The 16,812-nt window shown below is 50.2% G+C and carries 14 protein-coding genes, 1 tRNA gene, 1 pseudogene and 1 riboswitch; all 16 genes and pseudogenes read left to right on the forward strand.

The genetic code is table 11. The annotated features are described in order from the left end of the window. The first annotated feature begins 6 nt into the window (after positions 1-6). The 16 genes and pseudogenes from ACESZP_RS14645 (at position 7) to ACESZP_RS14720 (ending at position 16,518) form a co-directional block, all read left to right on the forward strand. Positions 7-1,011: a substrate-binding domain-containing protein gene (locus tag ACESZP_RS14645; protein ID WP_499709484.1), complete on the forward strand. Its 1,005-nt coding sequence runs from the start codon at positions 7-9 to the stop codon at positions 1,009-1,011. A 92-nt stretch (positions 1,012-1,103) separates the two neighbouring features. After that, complete coding sequence (locus ACESZP_RS14650) at positions 1,104-1,841, forward strand: FadR/GntR family transcriptional regulator (protein ID WP_499709485.1); 738 nt, start codon at positions 1,104-1,106, stop codon at positions 1,839-1,841. A gap of 186 nt (positions 1,842-2,027) precedes the next feature. After that, positions 2,028-2,918: a carbohydrate ABC transporter permease gene (locus ACESZP_RS14655; protein WP_262670562.1), complete on the forward strand. Its 891-nt coding sequence runs from the start codon at positions 2,028-2,030 to the stop codon at positions 2,916-2,918. A 9-nt stretch (positions 2,919-2,927) separates the two neighbouring features. Further along, the gene (locus tag ACESZP_RS14660; protein ID WP_158361255.1) at positions 2,928-3,761 is read left to right on the forward strand and encodes a carbohydrate ABC transporter permease; all 834 of its coding nucleotides are present in this window, start codon (positions 2,928-2,930) and stop codon (positions 3,759-3,761) included. Between the two features lie 37 nt (positions 3,762-3,798). Next, entirely contained in the window at positions 3,799-5,142 is a 1,344-nt protein-coding gene (locus tag ACESZP_RS14665; RefSeq protein ID WP_499709486.1) for an extracellular solute-binding protein, read from the forward strand. A 9-nt stretch (positions 5,143-5,151) separates the two neighbouring features. Continuing rightward, positions 5,152-6,609, forward strand: a complete 1,458-nt coding sequence (locus tag ACESZP_RS14670) for a CehA/McbA family metallohydrolase (RefSeq protein ID WP_499709487.1) — start codon at positions 5,152-5,154, stop codon at positions 6,607-6,609. Then, positions 6,606-7,358 (forward strand): HAD family hydrolase, encoded by a 753-nt coding sequence (locus ACESZP_RS14675; RefSeq protein WP_499709488.1) that lies wholly within the window; start codon positions 6,606-6,608, stop codon positions 7,356-7,358. Before ACESZP_RS14670 ends, ACESZP_RS14675 begins: the two co-directional genes overlap by 4 nt. Continuing rightward, the gene (locus ACESZP_RS14680; protein ID WP_499709489.1) at positions 7,327-8,439 is read left to right on the forward strand and encodes an ABC transporter ATP-binding protein; all 1,113 of its coding nucleotides are present in this window, start codon (positions 7,327-7,329) and stop codon (positions 8,437-8,439) included. Before ACESZP_RS14675 ends, ACESZP_RS14680 begins: the two co-directional genes overlap by 32 nt. A gap of 12 nt (positions 8,440-8,451) precedes the next feature. Continuing rightward, positions 8,452-8,772 carry a DMT family transporter gene (locus tag ACESZP_RS14685; RefSeq protein ID WP_158361247.1) on the forward strand — a complete coding sequence of 107 codons (321 nt, stop codon included), beginning with the start codon at positions 8,452-8,454 and terminating at the stop codon, positions 8,770-8,772. Between the two features lie 68 nt (positions 8,773-8,840). Then, positions 8,841-8,920, forward strand: a riboswitch (ZMP/ZTP riboswitch). Positions 8,921-8,989: 69 nt separating this feature from the next. Then, positions 8,990-9,709, forward strand: a complete 720-nt coding sequence (locus tag ACESZP_RS14690) for an IMP cyclohydrolase (protein WP_349164538.1) — start codon at positions 8,990-8,992, stop codon at positions 9,707-9,709. A gap of 4 nt (positions 9,710-9,713) precedes the next feature. Continuing rightward, on the forward strand, positions 9,714-10,892 hold the full coding sequence (locus ACESZP_RS14695) for a phosphoribosylaminoimidazolecarboxamide formyltransferase (RefSeq protein ID WP_158361243.1): 1,179 nt from the start codon (positions 9,714-9,716) through the stop codon (positions 10,890-10,892). Positions 10,893-11,207: 315 nt separating this feature from the next. Continuing rightward, positions 11,208-11,741 carry a helix-turn-helix domain-containing protein gene (locus ACESZP_RS14700; protein ID WP_178038728.1) on the forward strand — a complete coding sequence of 178 codons (534 nt, stop codon included), beginning with the start codon at positions 11,208-11,210 and terminating at the stop codon, positions 11,739-11,741. A 13-nt stretch (positions 11,742-11,754) separates the two neighbouring features. Next, a pseudogene (locus ACESZP_RS14705) lies at positions 11,755-12,834 on the forward strand (ABC transporter ATP-binding protein); the annotation flags it as partial. A 498-nt stretch (positions 12,835-13,332) separates the two neighbouring features. After that, positions 13,333-14,172: an ABC transporter permease gene (locus ACESZP_RS14710; protein ID WP_499709490.1), complete on the forward strand. Its 840-nt coding sequence runs from the start codon at positions 13,333-13,335 to the stop codon at positions 14,170-14,172. A gap of 4 nt (positions 14,173-14,176) precedes the next feature. Beyond that, the gene (locus tag ACESZP_RS14715) at positions 14,177-16,066 is read left to right on the forward strand and encodes an extracellular solute-binding protein (RefSeq protein ID WP_499709491.1); all 1,890 of its coding nucleotides are present in this window, start codon (positions 14,177-14,179) and stop codon (positions 16,064-16,066) included. 363 nt (positions 16,067-16,429) lie between these two features. Then, positions 16,430-16,518, forward strand: a tRNA-Ser gene (locus tag ACESZP_RS14720). Positions 16,519-16,812: the final 294 nt, after the last annotated feature.

Below are 16,812 nucleotides of genomic sequence, written 5' to 3' on the forward strand. Positions count from 1 at the left end.
AAAAGTATGGGTAAAAAGAGAATTTTAGCAGGGGTTTTAGCAATTGCAATGACAGCGACAATGGCATTGTCAGGCTGTGGAGATTCATCTGCGGCTACAGACGCAGGAGATGGCCAGAAGGCTGATTATTCAAATGAGGAATATGTGTGGGTTTCCTGTCTGTCTAATCAGTCCATGTTTGTAAATTCAGATCAGGCAGGTTTAAAGCAATTTGCAGAGGATTATGGGGTAAAAGTCAGTGTAGTAGGTCCGACTGATTATGATGTGGCAGGACAGGCAGCGGCATTAGATCAGGTGGTAGCAACGAAACCGGCAGGAATTATGGTAATCGGCATGGAATCTTCGTTGAAGGATTCTATTGATGCAGCAGTGGATGCGGGGATTCCGGTTGTAACGATTGATGCGGATGTATCTGATTCAAAGAGACTTTGCTTCATTGGAACAGATTGGTATCAGCTTGGTGTAAAGCATGCGGAGGCAGTAATTGAAGCTACTGGAGGAAAAGGAAAATGTGCCGTTATTTATCAGCAGGGAACAGAAACGCAGGAAGATGCACTGGATGGATTTAAAGATACCATTGCTGGTACAGGAATGGAGTTTGTAGACGCTTATTCTGCAAACGGGTCGATCGAGACGGCTTGTCAGATTGCAGAAGATTTGATGACATCTACTCCGGATATTGCGGCAATTTCCTGTTTTGATGGTTCTACCCCAGGACTTGGAACGGCCATTGAGGAAATGGGAAAAGCAGGAAGCGTAATTGCCACGGGAACGAATGCTGAGGATACGCAGCTTCAGCAGTTAAAGGATGGAAAATTCTATGCGCTTGTGGGACAGAAAAGACAGCTGTTTTCTTATTGGGGTGGTGCTGTACTGTTTGCATACAATCATTCCTCTGCAGCTATCACAGCAAACGATAAAGAAAATGGTATTCTGAATATACCGCAGAATGTCGATACAGGACTGTATCTTATCACAGCGGATAATGTGGATTCTTTCTTGAATAAATAAAAAATGCTCCATGTTATTTGAGAAAGATCTGTGCTTTTAGACTGAATTATATGGTACAATGAAAATAAAATTCTATCATATGGGGGAAAAGAATGGAAAGACAGAATAGGGATATTATTTCTTTGCTGGAGAAGGATAATAAAAAAAAGAAAACGGCCACAGATGTGGTAATAGATAAAATTAAGAGCCTTTTACTTGCAAAGGAATTAAAGCCTGGTGATTTGATTCCTCCGGAAAATGAGTTGGCAAACGCAATGAATGTCAGCCGTGGTTCAGTAAGGGAAGCAATGAAAGTTCTGTCGGCTTTTGGAATTGTCGAAATCAAAAGAGGAAATGGTACCTATATAGCCAGTGAAATAGGAGAGCAATGTCTGGATCCGTTGATTTTCGGTATCATATATCAAGGAAATGATATAGAAGAAATGAGGGAGCTTAGAGAGCTGTTTGAACTGGGAGTCATAAAGGACGCAATAAAGCATGTAACAGAAGAGGAATGTAATGAAATACAGCGTATTCTGGATGATTTTGAGGAAAAAATTGCGGAACCGGATTTTGATGAACAAATTATCTATGCTCATGAGGAAGCTTTTCATCGGGCGTTGGGAAGAGCAACGCATAACAGGTTGATAGAATATATGTATGCCTTTTTATTGAAATTTATGCAGTCGGAAATTAAGGTTACAACAAGTAAGTTTAAGACCGCAGCAGGACAGAATACTTTGAAAATTCACAAAAAAATATTCGAAGGACTGAAGGAAAAGGATTTCAGGAAAGCTACAAAAGCGGTTTCCGCATCTGTTTCAACCTGGCATAAATATTATATTGAATAATATTTTAATAATATTATTAACTCCATTACCCTAAATACAACAGATTGGATATGTATCCGATCTGTTGTATTTTTTTAGAAGGTTCATTTCTTTTGACAATCCCCAAACTCAATTTTAACAAAACATGCATATTTCATTTACCTTTCGGTGTTACCCTTACAAAGGCGACATCGAAAGGAGATTAAAGTGAAAAGAAGCAGAAAGAGATCCGAAATAAGAAACCTGGGAGCTGTGCTGCTCTTTGTTTTACCGGCACTGATTCCGCTTTTTATTTTCTGGATTTATCCGATTCTCAGGTCGGTCTGGCTCAGTTTTACGGACTGGGATTTTATGACGCCTGACTACAATTTTATCTGGTTTAAGAATTATACGTCTTTATTGAAGGACAGCCGTTTTTACGAAGCTCTGTGGAATACCCTGGTATTTACGGCAGGAACCCTGTTTCCTACGATTATTGGCGGCCTGGGTCTGGCGCTTCTGCTCCGCAGAAATTTTAAGGGAAGCGGTGTATTCAAATTCGTCCTGTTTTCCCCCTGGATTACACCGACCGTAGCCATCTCTATCGTGTGGACCTGGATTTTCCGGGAGGACGGAGGTCTGGCCAATCAGGTTCTGGGGCTATTCGGACTTCCGGCCCTGAAATGGATCAGCAGCTCTGATACAGCCATGCTTTCCGTTATCATCGTTACGGTATGGAAAAGTCTGGGCTATGCCATGATCTTTTATCTGTCCGCGCTGGAAAAGGTTCCGGAGGAGCTTTACGAGGCAAGCGCCCTGGACGGCGCGAAGCCCTGGCGGCAGTTCCTGGATATGACGCTTCCGGGAATCTCACCCACCACATTTTTCCTGATGATTATTACCATGGTTAATTCCCTGCAGGCCTACGATCAGATACAGATTCTGACCCAGGGCGGCCCCAGCGGAAGCACCCGAACCCTGCTTTATATGTATTATCAGCTGGGCTTTCAGGAATTTAAGATGGGACAGGCTACAGCTACGGCAGTGATTATGATTATCATAACCGTCATTTTATCCCTGGCGCAGTTTACCGCGTCGAAAAAATGGGTCCATTACTAGGAGGCGGACATGAAAGAAAACAAAATCAAGCTGGTATTGAAATTCGCAGTATTGCTGGTCGTAAGCCTGTTTACCGCCTTCCCCTTTATCTGGATGATTTTGAGCGCGCTGAAGACCAAGGCGGAGATTATGAATGTGGGAGCCTTTTTCCCGGCAGTACCTCAGTGGAGCAATTTTATTTCCGTAATCTTTCACTCTCCGCTGCCGGGCTATATTGTAAACAGCCTCTGGGTTTCTCTGGTGGTGGTAGCCCTGCAGATTATCACAGGGGCCATGATTACCTACGCCATGGTATTTCTGGAGTTTAAGGGAAAGAACGCGTTATTTGCCATCGTGATGGGAACCTATATGCTTCCGGTGGCAGCGACCTATATTCCAAGCTATATCATTCTGTCCAGATGGAATCTTCTGGATACCATGACAGGACTGATTGTCTCCAGCAGTGTCAGTATCTTCGGTATCTTTCTGCTGCGGCAGTCCTTTATGCAGGTACCGAAAGGGCTGGTAGAGGCGGCCCGGATAGACGGCGGCAGTCATTTCCGCATTCTCTGGGAAATCATCTGCCCCATGACGAAGTCGTCCTTTATTACATTTGGTTTGATGAGCTTCATTTCAACATATAACAACTACATGTGGCCTTCCCTGATTACCAAGAGTTCAGAAAAATATCTGGTTTCCCAGGGACTTCGGAGCTTCTTTATCGAGGGAGGCGCCTACGGAACAGAATGGGCCCTGGTAATGGCCGGAAGCGCGCTGATTGTGGTGCCTTTGTTGATTCTGTTCGCATTTACACAGAAATGGTTCATCAACGGTATCGGTGGAGACACCGGTATGAAGGGATAGGATCCCGCAACACCTATATTTGAGGAGGAAATGAAAAATGAACAAGAAACTGGTATCCGTACTCCTGGCCTCCGCCATGGCCGTGACAGCACTGGCAGGCTGCGGAAGCAAGGCAGAGGGAACAGCAGACACAGCAGCGAACGTCCAGACAGAGACCGGTGACGCGGCAGAGACCGGCGATACCGTAGACGTGGAATTCTGGTATTCCGGAGGAAAAACCGCCGTAGGCGTGGTACAGGAGATCGTGGACAGCTTTAATGCTTCCCAGAGTAAATATCATGTAAGCACCGTAACACAGGCAGATTATGACGAAACCTACCAGAAGCTGCAGGCAGGTATTGCCGGAAACGCGGCTCCGGATCTGGTGCTTCTGAACGCGGAGACAGCACGGACACTGGCCTCCAAAAATCTTCTGGCAGACATGCAGCCGATGATTGACGGCGACAGCGAGTTTAGCGCAGACGATTATCTGAAGGTATTCTACGATCAGGGCGTGGACGAGACCGGAAAGGTCTTCGGACTTCCGGCTTACGGAACCACACAGGTTATGTATTACAATATGGCAGCCTTTGACGCGGCGGGCGTGAAGGCCGAGGACATCAAAACCTGGTCGGATCTGGCAGAGGCAGCAAAGAAAATCAAGGCGGCAGGCTACGAGTATGGCTGGGAGCCTATGTGGGGAGCGGACAACATGATTGACGCAGCCTTCAGCAACGGCGCTTCCATCTTCAACGAGGACGGCACCCAGGTTACCATCAACAGCCCGGAATGGGTAGAGGTATGGGAGGCCTTCCGTACCTGGATTCATGACGACAAGATCATGGCCATTCACTCCGGCGGACAGGGTTGGGAGTACTGGTACGCGACCATCGACGATGTAATTGCCGGAAAGGCAGGCGGTTATACCGGTTCTTCAGGAGACCAGGCAGATCTGGATTTCAGTATTGTAGCAGCTATGGAGCAGCCGGCATGGAGCGCAAGCACCACATCCGCGCCGATGGCAGAGACCAAGACCTTAAGCGTTCTGGAGGGATCCTCTGACGCAGAGAAGCAGGGCGCGTTTGAGTTTATCAAGTATTTCACCAATGCGGAGAGCCAGGCAAAATGGACCATGTCTACCGGTTATGTGGCAGTAAACCAGAAAATCAACGACAATGCGGATTATCAGTCTTATGTGGCAGAAAATCCCCAGGCAGCCGTTCCCTTCGCGCAGGCGACCCACGGAACCGTATACCCCAACGACCCCACCAACGGAGCAATCAAGGACGCCCTGAAGGTAGCGGCAGATAAGGTAGAGATTGACGGAGTGTCCGCAAAGGAAGCACTGGACGAGGCTCAGAAGACCGCGCAGGCAGCGCTCGACGAGGCACTTGCGAAATAAGGAAAACGTATGACACAGACGCTGAAATTTGTAATCGGCGCCGGAGAGACTGCACGCCAGGAGGAAACCTTTACGGTTTCTTCCGCCTGCAGTCATCTCTGTTTCCGATATGATTTATCAAAAAAATATACCTTTCTGGTGTTTCTGATGATAAAGGATCCCAGTGGGAAAATCCGGTTTCTGAAGCAGCTGGGTTACAGCGATCCGGTCATTGTGCTGGGAAAAGATGGAAACGATACTACCATCGGAGGCGTTCCGGGAGCCCTGCCTGCGGGAACCTGGCAAATGACGGTTTTCGTATTTGCGGAGCACCTGAAACGATTGATGGGGGAGAAGACCCAGCCCTTTTCTGTCCTGGTTACAGAGGAGGCGGTAGCTGTCACCGAGCCGGTGGGAGAACAAGTCTGGACTCCGGATTATGAAAACTATGACTGGACAGCAATCCGGAAAAAAGGAAAGGGCTGGTATCAGGGAGATTTCCATACCCACACCCGGCTGTCGGACGGCAAGGAAACCACCGAAAACGCCAGCCGGAAGGCCGAGCGCATGGGACTGGATTTCTATACGCCCACCGAGCACAACGCGATTCATACAGGCTGGCCGGAGACGTCCTTACTAGTTCTGCCCGGAATCGAGATTACGACGCTGCTGGGACACGCCAACCTGTTTGGAATTACCCATATGCCCCGGGCGCTGGAGCAGATTCTGGAGGATAAGGAGGAGGCCGCTCTGAAAGCGGATCTGGAGCAGATTCAGCAGGAGTGTCGGAAAGAACACTGGTTATTTAGTATCAATCACCCCTTCCTTTATATCTGGAAATGGCTGTATGGAGATCTGAGACTGGACGGCGTCCACTGTCTGGAGATCATCAACGATCCCACCTACGAGGCGGATCCGGAGGCAAAAGCGGGGGAAGCCAACCAGAGAGCGGTGGCGCTGGCGGATCTTCTCTGGGCGGACGGACACCGGATCTGCGCTATAGGCGGTTCGGATTCCCACAACACGCTGGAGGAACGGTATCCGGGAGCCACAGAGCCGTCGGTACCGGGGGATCCGGCCACCTTTGTATACATGGAGGATCTGAGCGCGGAGCATCTTCTGGAGGGCGTAAGAAGCTGTAACTGTTATGTGACAAGGCACTGCCGGATTGAGACCGGGCTGTTGTTTGGCGGACAGCTTCCGGAGGATAAAGAGGAACTGCCCTATCGGATCTGCCTTAGGGGTCAGAAGGAAAAGCCGGAGATTTTTTATCTTCACAACGGAAAACGCGTGGACTGCCGGGTAACCGGACGGGAGGACGCCTGGGAGGCAGCCGGAACTGTAAGACTTACAGAGGAGGCTTATCAGTGGATCCGGTTCGGCGCGGAAGCAAAAGACGGAGGCTTTCTGTTTTACGGAAATGCCATCACAAGAGGAACCGGAAAACAGAAGCTTCGAACCTTTGGGGAGGCGGTGGAACAGCTATGATAAAAGGAATCCTGTTTGACAAGGACGGTACACTGATTGATTTCTATGAGGTCTGGGGCAAAGCGGCTGTGAAGGTGGCAAAGCGGCTCTGCGACGCCAGAAGAATGCCGGAGCGCCAGCGGATGCTTCTGCGGGAAATGGGCGTGGCAGACGGCCGGGTGGATCCGGACGGAGCCCTGGCCTGGAAATCCTATCGGGGTGTTGCGGAGGATTTGCAGGAGTATCTGGGTACAGATCCGGAGAAGCTGGCAGGGGAGCTGGCGGAGCTTTTCTATGAGGAGGTCGGGCTGAAGCGGACGGCATATCCCACCTTCACCGACGTAAAGGCCATGATGGAAGCCCTGCGGTCCCGGGGCCTGTGGATAGGCGTGGCTACTACGGACGATCTGAAGTCCACCCGGAGATGTCTGGAGGTGCTAGGTGTCGAGGAGTACATTTCCTTCTGGGGAGTCTCGGGAGAAGGGCTGCCCGAGAAACCGGATGGAAGGCTGGCAAGCCTGGCCGCAGGGCACTGGGGAATCTGGAAGGATGAGATCGCCATGGTAGGCGATAACCCCAATGATATGCGGTTTGCCAGAAACGGCGGCGCAGTGGCAATCGGCGTAAAAAGCGGAACCGGAACCGAGGATATGCTCCGTGAGCAGGCAGATTATCTGCTGGATTCCGTAGACGATCTGGTGGATCTGATCGATCAAATAAATACAGAGGAGAAAAGAAATGGCACATATTCAGTTAAAGCATGTGTGTAAACGATATGAAAACGGATTTGAAGCAGTGAAGGATTTTAACCTGGAGATACAGGACAATGAATTTATTATTTTTGTAGGTTCCTCCGGCTGCGGAAAATCCACAACCCTGCGCATGATAGCAGGACTGGAAAATATCAGCGAGGGAGAGCTGTATATCGACGGCGAGCGCATGAACGAGGTGGAAGCCTGTGATCGGGACATTGCTATGGTCTTTCAGAACTACGCCCTGTATCCCCATATGACGGTAAGAAAAAACATCGGCTACAGTTTGCATATCCGTCATGAGAAGAAGGAAGTTATCGAGGCCAAGGTAAATGAGGCCGCAGAGATCCTGGGTCTGACCGAGGTGCTGGATCGGAAGCCTTCGGAGCTGTCCGGCGGACAGAAGCAGCGTGTAGCCATGGGACGCGCCATCGTCCGCAATCCCAGAGTCTTTCTGATGGACGAGCCCCTGTCCAACCTGGACGCCAAGCTCCGGGGACAGATGCGGGTGGAAATCGCCAGCCTGTATCATAAGCTGAATTCCACGTTTATCTATGTGACCCATGATCAGACCGAGGCCATGACCCTGGGAACCCGGATTGTTGTCATGAAGGATGGCGTGGTGCAGCAGGTGGATACGCCGGAGCGCCTGTTCCGCTATCCGGTCAATCAGTTTGTGGCAGGCTTTATCGGAACGCCGCCCATGAATTTCGCGGAAGCAGTCGTAAAATACGATCCCAACGGCGGTCTGTACCTGGAAGAAAATGGGAACCGCATAGAACTGACGAAGGAAAAGGCAGAAAAGCTTCGCCGGGGCAATTATATCGGACGGGCAGTGACCCTGGGCATCCGTCCGGAGCACGTGATCCTGAATCCCACAGAAGGCGGTAGCGTCCATGGAGCGGGAACCGTAGAGGTATACGAGATGCTGGGCTCCGAGGCAATGGTTTATCTGAACCGGGAGGGCAGCCGGGAAAAGATGATTATCAAAACGGATACCGCGGCTCCGGTGCGGCCGGGAGAAAAAGTAAGCTACGCTTACCTGCCGGAAAAAATCCATCTTTTTGATCGGATAGACGGCAGGACAATCACCAATTAGCAGGAGGGACGTATGCCATACGTATTTCTGGCGCTGGCCATCTGTGCCGAGATTACAGCGACCACACTTTTAAAATCCTCGGAAGGCTACACCAGGCTGCTTCCCACTGCCTTCAGCCTTCTGGCTTATCTGATCTGTCACTGCAGCTTTTCCCGGGCGGTGACAAAACTCAATTTGGGAATCGCCTACGCAATCTGGTGCGGCGTAGGGATTCTGGTGACGGCTGCGATTTCCCGGGTTCTGTTCGGGGAACGGGTTTCACCGGCGGGCAATGTGGGAATGGCCCTGATTCTGGTGGGCTGTATCGTGATGAATCTGTCCGGAAGCAGATAGAAGGCAGACAGAAAAAAGAAAAACGGGCGCAGGGCTTGACAACCCCCGTCCGGAAATGCTATGTTAAAACTAACTTATACAACTGACGGAAGTGGAGTTTACCACAGGGAGTATAAGGGTTTGAGAGCCGACCGTCTGGGCAGAGAAGAAGCCTGGGATGGATCGGTTCCTTTTCGTTTCAGGCCTTATAGATCGCATTTCGCAGGAGGAAAAAGTAATGGACATGATTTCACTGGCACAGGAGCTTCAGGAAAACGCATACCCCGGAAGAGGTATCGTACTGGGCCGTTCCGAGGACGGAACTAAAGCGGTAGCAGCTTATTTTATCATGGGAAGAAGTGAGAACAGCCGCAACCGTATCTTCGTGGAGGAGGGAGAGGGCATCCGCACCCAGGCCTATGATCCTTCCAAGCTGACGGATCCGAGCCTGATTATCTACGCTCCGGTCCGGGTACTGGGACACAGAACCATCGTTACCAACGGCGACCAGACAGACACCGTCTACGAGGGAATGGAGAAGGGCCTAACCTTTGAGCAGTCCCTCAGAAGCCGGGAATTCGAGCCGGACGCCCCCAACTATACCCCGCGGATCTCAGGCCTGATGGAGCTGGAAAACGGCGGATACAGCTACTCCCTGTCTATCTTAAAGAGCAACAACGGCGATCCCGCATGCTGCAACCGCTATACCTTCTCTTATGAGAACTGCGCTGCAGGCGAGGGTCACTTCATTCACACCTATCTGCATGACGGCAATCCGCTCCCCAGCTTTGAGGGCGAGCCCAAGCTGGTTGCTATTCCGGACGATATGGAAAAATTCACCAATATGCTCTGGAACAACCTGAACCCGGAGAACAAGGTATCCCTGTTCGTGCGTTACATCGACATTGCCACCGGCAGATACGAAACCGTCATCAAAAATAAAAATCAGGAGGACTAAGGAAATGAAAGAACTGGAACTGAAATACGGCTGCAACCCGAACCAGAAACCGTCCCGCATCTACGTGGCAGACGGATCCGACCTTCCCATCACCGTCCTTTCCGGCCGTCCCGGCTACATCAATTTCCTGGACGCCTTCAACGGCTGGCAGCTGGTCAGAGAGCTGAAGGCGGCCACCGGACTTCCGGCAGCCACCTCCTTTAAGCACGTATCCCCGGCAGGCGCAGCAGTAGGCCTTCCGCTGGACGATACCTTAAAGAAAATTTACTGGGTAGACGATATGGGCGACCTGTCTCCCCTGGCCTGCGCTTACGCAAGAGCCAGAGGCGCAGACCGTATGTCCTCCTTCGGTGATTTCATCGCCCTGTCTGACGTCTGTGACAAGGACACCGCTTCCATCATCAAGAGAGAGGTATCCGACGGCGTTATCGCTCCGGGCTTTACAGAGGAGGCGCTGGAAATCTTGAAGCAGAAGAAAAAAGGAAATTATGTGGTCATTCAGATTGATACCGACTACAAGCCGGCTCCCCTGGAGCACAAGGAGGTCTTTGGCGTGACCTTCGAGCAGGGCCGTCAGGAGCTTCCCATCAACGACGAACTCATTTCCAATATCGTGACAAAAAATAAAGATCTTCCGGAGAATGCCAAGCGCGACATGAAGATCGCCCTGATTACCCTGAAATACACCCAGTCCAACTCCGTCTGCTTCGTCAAGGACGGACAGGCCATCGGCGTAGGCGCAGGCCAGCAGTCCCGTGTACACTGCACCCGCCTGGCAGGTCAGAAGGCTGACAACTGGTTCCTGCGTCAGAGCCCAAAGGTACTGGGTCTCCAGTTCGTGGACGGCATCGGCCGTGCCGACCGTGACAACGCCATCGACGTCTACATCGGCAACGAGTACATGGACGTGCTGGCAGACGGCGCCTGGGAGCGGATCTTCAAGGTAAAGCCGGAGGTGTTCACCGAGGAAGAAAAGAAGGCATGGCTGTCCCAGATGAAGGACGTGACCGTTGGAAGCGACGCCTTCTTCCCCTTCAGCGACAACATTGAGCGGGCGAAAAAGAGCGGTGTAAAATATATCGCGGAGCCCGGCGGATCCGTCCGTGACGATCTGGTTATCGAGACCTGCGATAAGTATGACATGGTAATGGCATTTACCGGAATCCGTCTGTTCCACCACTAATTGCAGACAAAAAACAGAGAGACAGGAAGCGTCTCCGGCTATTTCAGAAGCCGGGGGCGCTTTTTTGCTCTATAGGAAACACCGTGTTGCGTTAAAGTGCGAAAACTATGATTCCTATAGAGCAAAAAGCCCCTCCAGGGGATCGCGCCTCGGCGCGAGAATGTGCCATTGGCACACGCATTGTCATATAAAAATGAAAAATTCACGTAAATTTTTTCCGGAAACACTTGCAATGTTCCATCATCTGTGTATAATGTAAAATGATTTTTGTAATTTTAAATAAAAAGTTTAGTATAAGAAAACAGGAGGTGCGCCGTGGATATCGGCAAAAAGCTGAAGGAGCTGCGTCAGCAGAAGGAGCTGACCCTGGAGGATCTGGCATCTCGCAGCGAGCTGACCAAGGGATTTCTGTCTCAGGTGGAGCGGAACCTGACGGCTCCCAGTATCGCCACCCTGGAGGATATCCTGGAGGCCCTGGGAACTAATCTGTCTGAGTTTTTCCATGAGGAGCCGGAGAAGCAGGTGGTTTTTTCCACCCAGGAGTTTTTTGTGGACGAGCAGCCGGATTATTGTATCGAATGGGTGATTCCCAATGCCCAGAAGAATAAGATGGAGCCTATTCTCCTGACCCTCCATCCGGGAAAAAAGAGTCAGGAAATGCCCGCCTTTGACGGGGAGGAATTCGGCTATGTGCAGAAGGGCAGCGTAACGCTGGTCTGCGGCAGCAAAAAATACAAAATAAAGGCCCGGGAGACCTTCTATCTGGACGGGACCGAAAGCCATTATTTATACAATCATGGGAAGAGTGACGCAAAAATCTTGTGGATCACCACACCCCCCATGTTTTAGGAGGAGATGTGTTATGGAACAGAATACACTGATAAGCTTTCGAAATATTGTGAAAAGCTTTGACGGCCAGATGATTCTGAAGGGAGTTAATCTGGACATCAATGAAAAGGAATTTGTCACTCTTTTAGGCCCCAGCGGCTGTGGAAAGACGACTCTGCTCCGGATTCTGGGTGGTTTCCTGGACGCGGACGAGGGAAGCGTCATCTTCGACGGCGAGGAGATCAGCAAGAAACCCTCCTACGAGCGGGAGCTGAACACCGTATTTCAGAAATACGCCCTGTTTCCCCATTTGAGCGTATACGAAAATATCGCCTTCGGACTGAAGATCAAGAAGATGAGTAAGGATATCATCGATCAGAAGGTCATGAAAATGCTGAAGCTTATCGGCCTGGAGGGTTATGAGAATAAAAACACCACCCTGCTGTCCGGCGGACAGCAACAGCGTGTGGCCATCGCCCGGGCGTTGGTCAACGAGCCGAAGGTGCTGCTTCTGGACGAGCCGCTGGCGGCCCTGGATCTGAAGCTCCGCAAGGAAATGCAGTATGAGCTGAAGCGGATTCAGCAGGAGGTCGGCATTACCTTCATCTTTGTAACCCACGATCAGGAGGAGGCCCTGACCATGTCGGATAAGATCGTGGTCATGAACAACGGAGAAATCCAGCAGGTGGGAACGCCGGAGGAGATCTACAACGAGCCCACCAACCGCTTTGTAGCCAACTTCATCGGCGAGAGTAATATCATTCCCGGCGTTATGCTGGAGGATTACAAGGTCCGCTTTGACGATATCACCTTCGACTGTGTGGACTTCGGGTTTAAGCCGAATGAGCCGGTGGAGGTGGTCATCCGTCCCGAGGATATCGACATCGTGGATGTAAAAGACGGCAAAATGACAGGAGAGGTCTTAAGCGTGCTGTTCAAAGGCGTACATTATGAGATTATTGTGGAGACCGTACCCGGTACCAGCGTCACGGTCAATATGCACGTCATCAGCAATCAGGACGTAACCAGCGCCGACGGCCGGGAGAAGATGAGCGCCAGCAACTTCTACGTGGATGTGGAGGATGTGAAGTCCCTGGATGACAAGGAGGTTATCGCTCTTTCCAATGCCCAGGCATGGAATCCGGAGACCGATGAGTACATCTCCATCCATAAGGTGGAGTACGATGTGAAGGAAGAGCTGGGTGAGTATCCGGTGCGCTTTACGGCAGCAGGCGGAACCACCATCGAGCGTACCATTTACGTGGTAAATCAGCCCTTCGTGAAAAATGAGAAGGCAAATGAGGCAGTCATGGCCTTCAACTTCGCCAGAACTGTAGACGAGATCCAGGAGTCTCAGGCTCTGGATACGGATATCAAGACCTGGGCAAATGCCCAGGGCTGGAAGCTGAGCGACGAAAATCAGAGCGTGGACGTCAGTGTAGACTACGACTTCGATCCGGAGAACATCAAAGAAGGCAGCTACCCGATTACCTTCTGGACCACCGGACGGGAGTTTAAGATTCACACCACCGATTATTCGGAAGTCGGTCAGGAGGTCGGCCTGACATTCTTCCCGGAGGATATTCATGTTATGGAGAGGATGCTGTTCTAAATGAAGAAATTTTCACAGCTTGCAGTCCCGTACATCGTATGGGCGGCACTGATGCTGGTTATGCCGATGTTTCTGATCGCTATGTATTCTGTGACAGAGCAGGGTAACAGCATTGTGTCCTTTAAATTCACCCTGGATCATTACGTCAGATTTTTTACCGACCCGGATTTCCTGATAATCCTCTGGCGTTCCATCTGGATAGCAGTGAAGACGACGATCATCTGCCTGCTTCTGGGCTATCCGATTGCGTTTTTTATCGCCCGCAGCAGCGAGCGTGTCCAGAATATCCTGGTGCTTGGCATTACGATTCCCATGTGGATCAATATGCTGGTGCGTACCTATGCCTGGATTGGCCTTCTGAGCGAGGGCGGACTGATTTCCCGTATCCTCGGCGTCTTCGGTCTGGGCCATACAGAGCTTCTGTATACACAGGGCGCGGTGCTTCTGGGTATGGTATATAACTTCCTGCCCTTTATGGTGCTACAGATCAACACTGCCCTCTGTAAGATGGATCCGTCCCTTCTGGAGGCCAGCGCGGATCTGGGCGCCAACCGGGTGCAGACCTTCCGGCGGGTAACCCTGCCCCTGTCCCTGCCCGGCGTCATCAATGGAATTACCCTGGTATTTCTGCCGGCAGTCAGTTCCTTCTTTATCCCGAAGCTTCTGGGCGGCGGACAGTATTTCCTCATCGGAAATATGATCGAGAACCAGTTTATTACCGTGGGAGAGTGGAACTTTGGCAGCGCCATTTCCATGATTATGGCAGTCATTATGATGGTAATGATGATGGCGGTCCGTAAGGTGGAGAAGCGCAACCGTGGCGGAAAGGAGGAAGAGTAGACCAATGAAAAAAGGAAACCGTACCTTTGGAAAAATCCTGATGGTTTTGACCCTTGCCTTCTTTTATCTGCCGATCCTGTATATGATTATTTTTTCCTTCAACGCAGGAAAATCTCTGACGGCCTTTACCGGCTTTTCCCTGCGCTGGTATCAGCATATGCTGGACTCCAAAGATATGATGGAGGCTCTGTACACCACCTTTACGGTGGCGATTATCGCCACACTGATTTCCACGGCAGTGGGAACCATTTCCGCCATCGGTCTGAGTAAATCAAAGAAAATCCTCCGGGACGTGATGGATCAGGTCAACAATTTCCCCATGATGAATCCGGAGATTGTGACGGCTATCGGCTTTATGCTGCTGTTTATTACCTTTAAAATCGAAAAGGGCTACGCCACCATGCTGCTTGCCCATATCGCTTTTTGTATTCCCTACGTAATGCTCTCCGTCATGCCGAAGATCCGCTCCCTGGATCCCAACCTGGCAGACGCGGCCATGGACCTGGGCGCTACGCCCTGGCAGGCATTGATCCGCGTCATCGTGCCGGAGATTACGCCGGGTATCATTTCCGGCGCGCTGATTGCGTTTACCATGTCGGTAGATGATTTTATCATTTCTTATTTTGTAACCGGAGGCGGCGTCAAGAATCTGAGTATCGTGGTCTACACCATGAGCAAGCGGATCAATCCCAGTATCAATGCGGTATCGACGCTGGTGGTTATCATTATCACCGTTGTGCTGGTGCTGATCAATGTGGTGCCCATGCTGATGGCGAAGCGGCAGAAGAAGGACGAAGTGGGCAGAAGGAGCTTTGTACTGCCGGGCTGCGCGGCAGCCGCTGTGATTCTCCTGATTTGTCTGGTGAAAATCGGTTCTGCCGGTCAGGATCTTCCCTATGCGGGACAGACCCTGTCGGTCTATATGCCCGGTGAATATATGGGAGAAAATGTAATTCCGGATTTTGAGAAGGCAACCGGGGCAACTGTCGCCATGGAATACTTCGATTCCAATGAGCAGATGTATATCAAGGTGGCAAATGAGGAAAACTATGATGTACTGATTCCCAGTGATTATATGATTCAGCGTCTGATGGACGAGGGTTATCTGCAGAAGCTGAAGCCGGAGCTTTTGACCTGTATGGATGAGATCACCGATTCGGTGAAGCATCCGGCCTTCGATCCGGACGACGCGTATTCCGTATCCTACTTCTGGGGAACCGTAGGTATCGTATACGATAAAACCAAGGTAAGCGAGGAGGATCTGGAGCAGGAGGGCTTCAATATCTTCAAGGATACCAAGTATCGGGGAGATATCTATCTCTACGATTCCGAGCGGGATTCCTTCATGATGGCTCTGAAGGCCCTGGACTATTCCATGAATACAGAAAATGAGGCGGAGCTTCAGGAGGCTTATCAGTGGCTGGTGGAGTGCGTCCAGACCATGAAGCCGGAAATCGTAACCGACGAGGTTATCGACAACATGGCCCAGGGAAGAAAAGCCCTTGCCTTATGCTATTCCGGCGACGCTGCTTACATTATGGCGGAAAATGAGAACATGGGCTACTACCTGCCGGAGAGCGGAACCAACCTGTGGTACGATTCCATGGTAATTCCCGCCAACGCGAAAAACGTAGAGCTGGCCCATGAGTTTATCAATTTTGTCACTTCCTATGATTATGCCTATGACAATTCCAGCTATGTAGGCTATACCTCGCCGAACCAGGAGGTTCTGGACGTGCTGTCCGGAGAAGGCGGCGACTACGAAGGAATTAACGCTTACCTGCCCCGGGTGGGATATCCGAAGGACGAGGTATTCGTGTTCAACGACGATACCCGTAAAGTAATCGGCAATCTCTGGAGCAAGGTAAAGATTGCGGCCAGCAATGCCAACTAAAGGAACAGTTTGAAAATAAAATAGTTCTTCAATAAGAAAAGGCCAGTCTTTTGAAAAGGGACAGGCCTTTTCTTATGTAAGTACGCCCGACAGCATACGTTACTAACCGGTGTAAGTTTGGAAGAAAGAGGATGGCATCAAGATGGAGGGACAGCAAGTTGATATTCTTCTTATTATAAAAAAGAGAAGCTAGCTTTTGCAGGATTAAATTCCACAGAGGGGTGGAATTTAACTTTGCAAGTGAGTTATATAAAAATATGTAACAAAAACGTAAAAAACAGGTTGACAAACTAAAATCCATCAAGTATAATAACCTATGCGTCGAACTTGACGTGAAGTGAATATCGTAGAAAATGAACTTCAGGAGAAATACTCAAGAGGCTGAAGAGGCGCCCCTGCTAAGGGTGTAGGTCGGTAATCCCGGCGCGAGGGTTCAAATCCCTCTTTCTCCGTTTCTTACCAAAAAGAATTTGAAAATTCTTTAAAAAAGTTGTTGACAAACGCTTTCGGGTATGGTAAGATAAACAAGTTCCGCTTGAGAGAGCGGGTACATTCTTCTAAAAAGAACTTCAAAAACTTCTTCAAAAAAGTTAAAAAAGTTCTTGACAAGCGAGAATGAATGTGATAAGATAGTCAAGTCGCTTCGGTAAGGAACGACAAAGACAACGAAACGAACCTTGATAACTGAACAGTGTAAACCTTGAAAATTCTAAGAGAATAATTCAAGAACAGTTTGGTCTTAGAAA

Source organism: Candidatus Dorea massiliensis AP6, assembly GCF_964245105.1.
Classification (GTDB): Bacteria; Bacillota; Clostridia; order Lachnospirales; family Lachnospiraceae; genus Laedolimicola; species Laedolimicola intestinihominis.

Bases quoted from the DNA above. Each gene is read 5' to 3' on its own strand.
- ACESZP_RS14645 (WP_499709484.1), top strand. From the start codon at position 7: ATGGGTAAAAAGAGAATTTTAGCAGGGGTTTTAGCAATTGCAATGACA.
- ACESZP_RS14650 (WP_499709485.1), top strand. From the start codon at position 1,104: ATGGAAAGACAGAATAGGGATATTATTTCTTTGCTGGAGAAGGATAAT.
- ACESZP_RS14660 (WP_158361255.1), top strand. From the start codon at position 2,928: ATGAAAGAAAACAAAATCAAGCTGGTATTGAAATTCGCAGTATTGCTG.
- ACESZP_RS14665 (WP_499709486.1), top strand. From the start codon at position 3,799: ATGAACAAGAAACTGGTATCCGTACTCCTGGCCTCCGCCATGGCCGTG.
- ACESZP_RS14670 (WP_499709487.1), top strand. From the start codon at position 5,152: ATGACACAGACGCTGAAATTTGTAATCGGCGCCGGAGAGACTGCACGC.
- ACESZP_RS14675 (WP_499709488.1), top strand. From the start codon at position 6,606: ATGATAAAAGGAATCCTGTTTGACAAGGACGGTACACTGATTGATTTC.
- ACESZP_RS14680 (WP_499709489.1), top strand. From the start codon at position 7,327: ATGGCACATATTCAGTTAAAGCATGTGTGTAAACGATATGAAAACGGA.
- ACESZP_RS14685 (WP_158361247.1), top strand. From the start codon at position 8,452: ATGCCATACGTATTTCTGGCGCTGGCCATCTGTGCCGAGATTACAGCG.
- ACESZP_RS14690 (WP_349164538.1), top strand. From the start codon at position 8,990: ATGGACATGATTTCACTGGCACAGGAGCTTCAGGAAAACGCATACCCC.
- ACESZP_RS14695 (WP_158361243.1), top strand. From the start codon at position 9,714: ATGAAAGAACTGGAACTGAAATACGGCTGCAACCCGAACCAGAAACCG.
- ACESZP_RS14710 (WP_499709490.1), top strand. From the start codon at position 13,333: ATGAAGAAATTTTCACAGCTTGCAGTCCCGTACATCGTATGGGCGGCA.
- ACESZP_RS14715 (WP_499709491.1), top strand. From the start codon at position 14,177: ATGAAAAAAGGAAACCGTACCTTTGGAAAAATCCTGATGGTTTTGACC.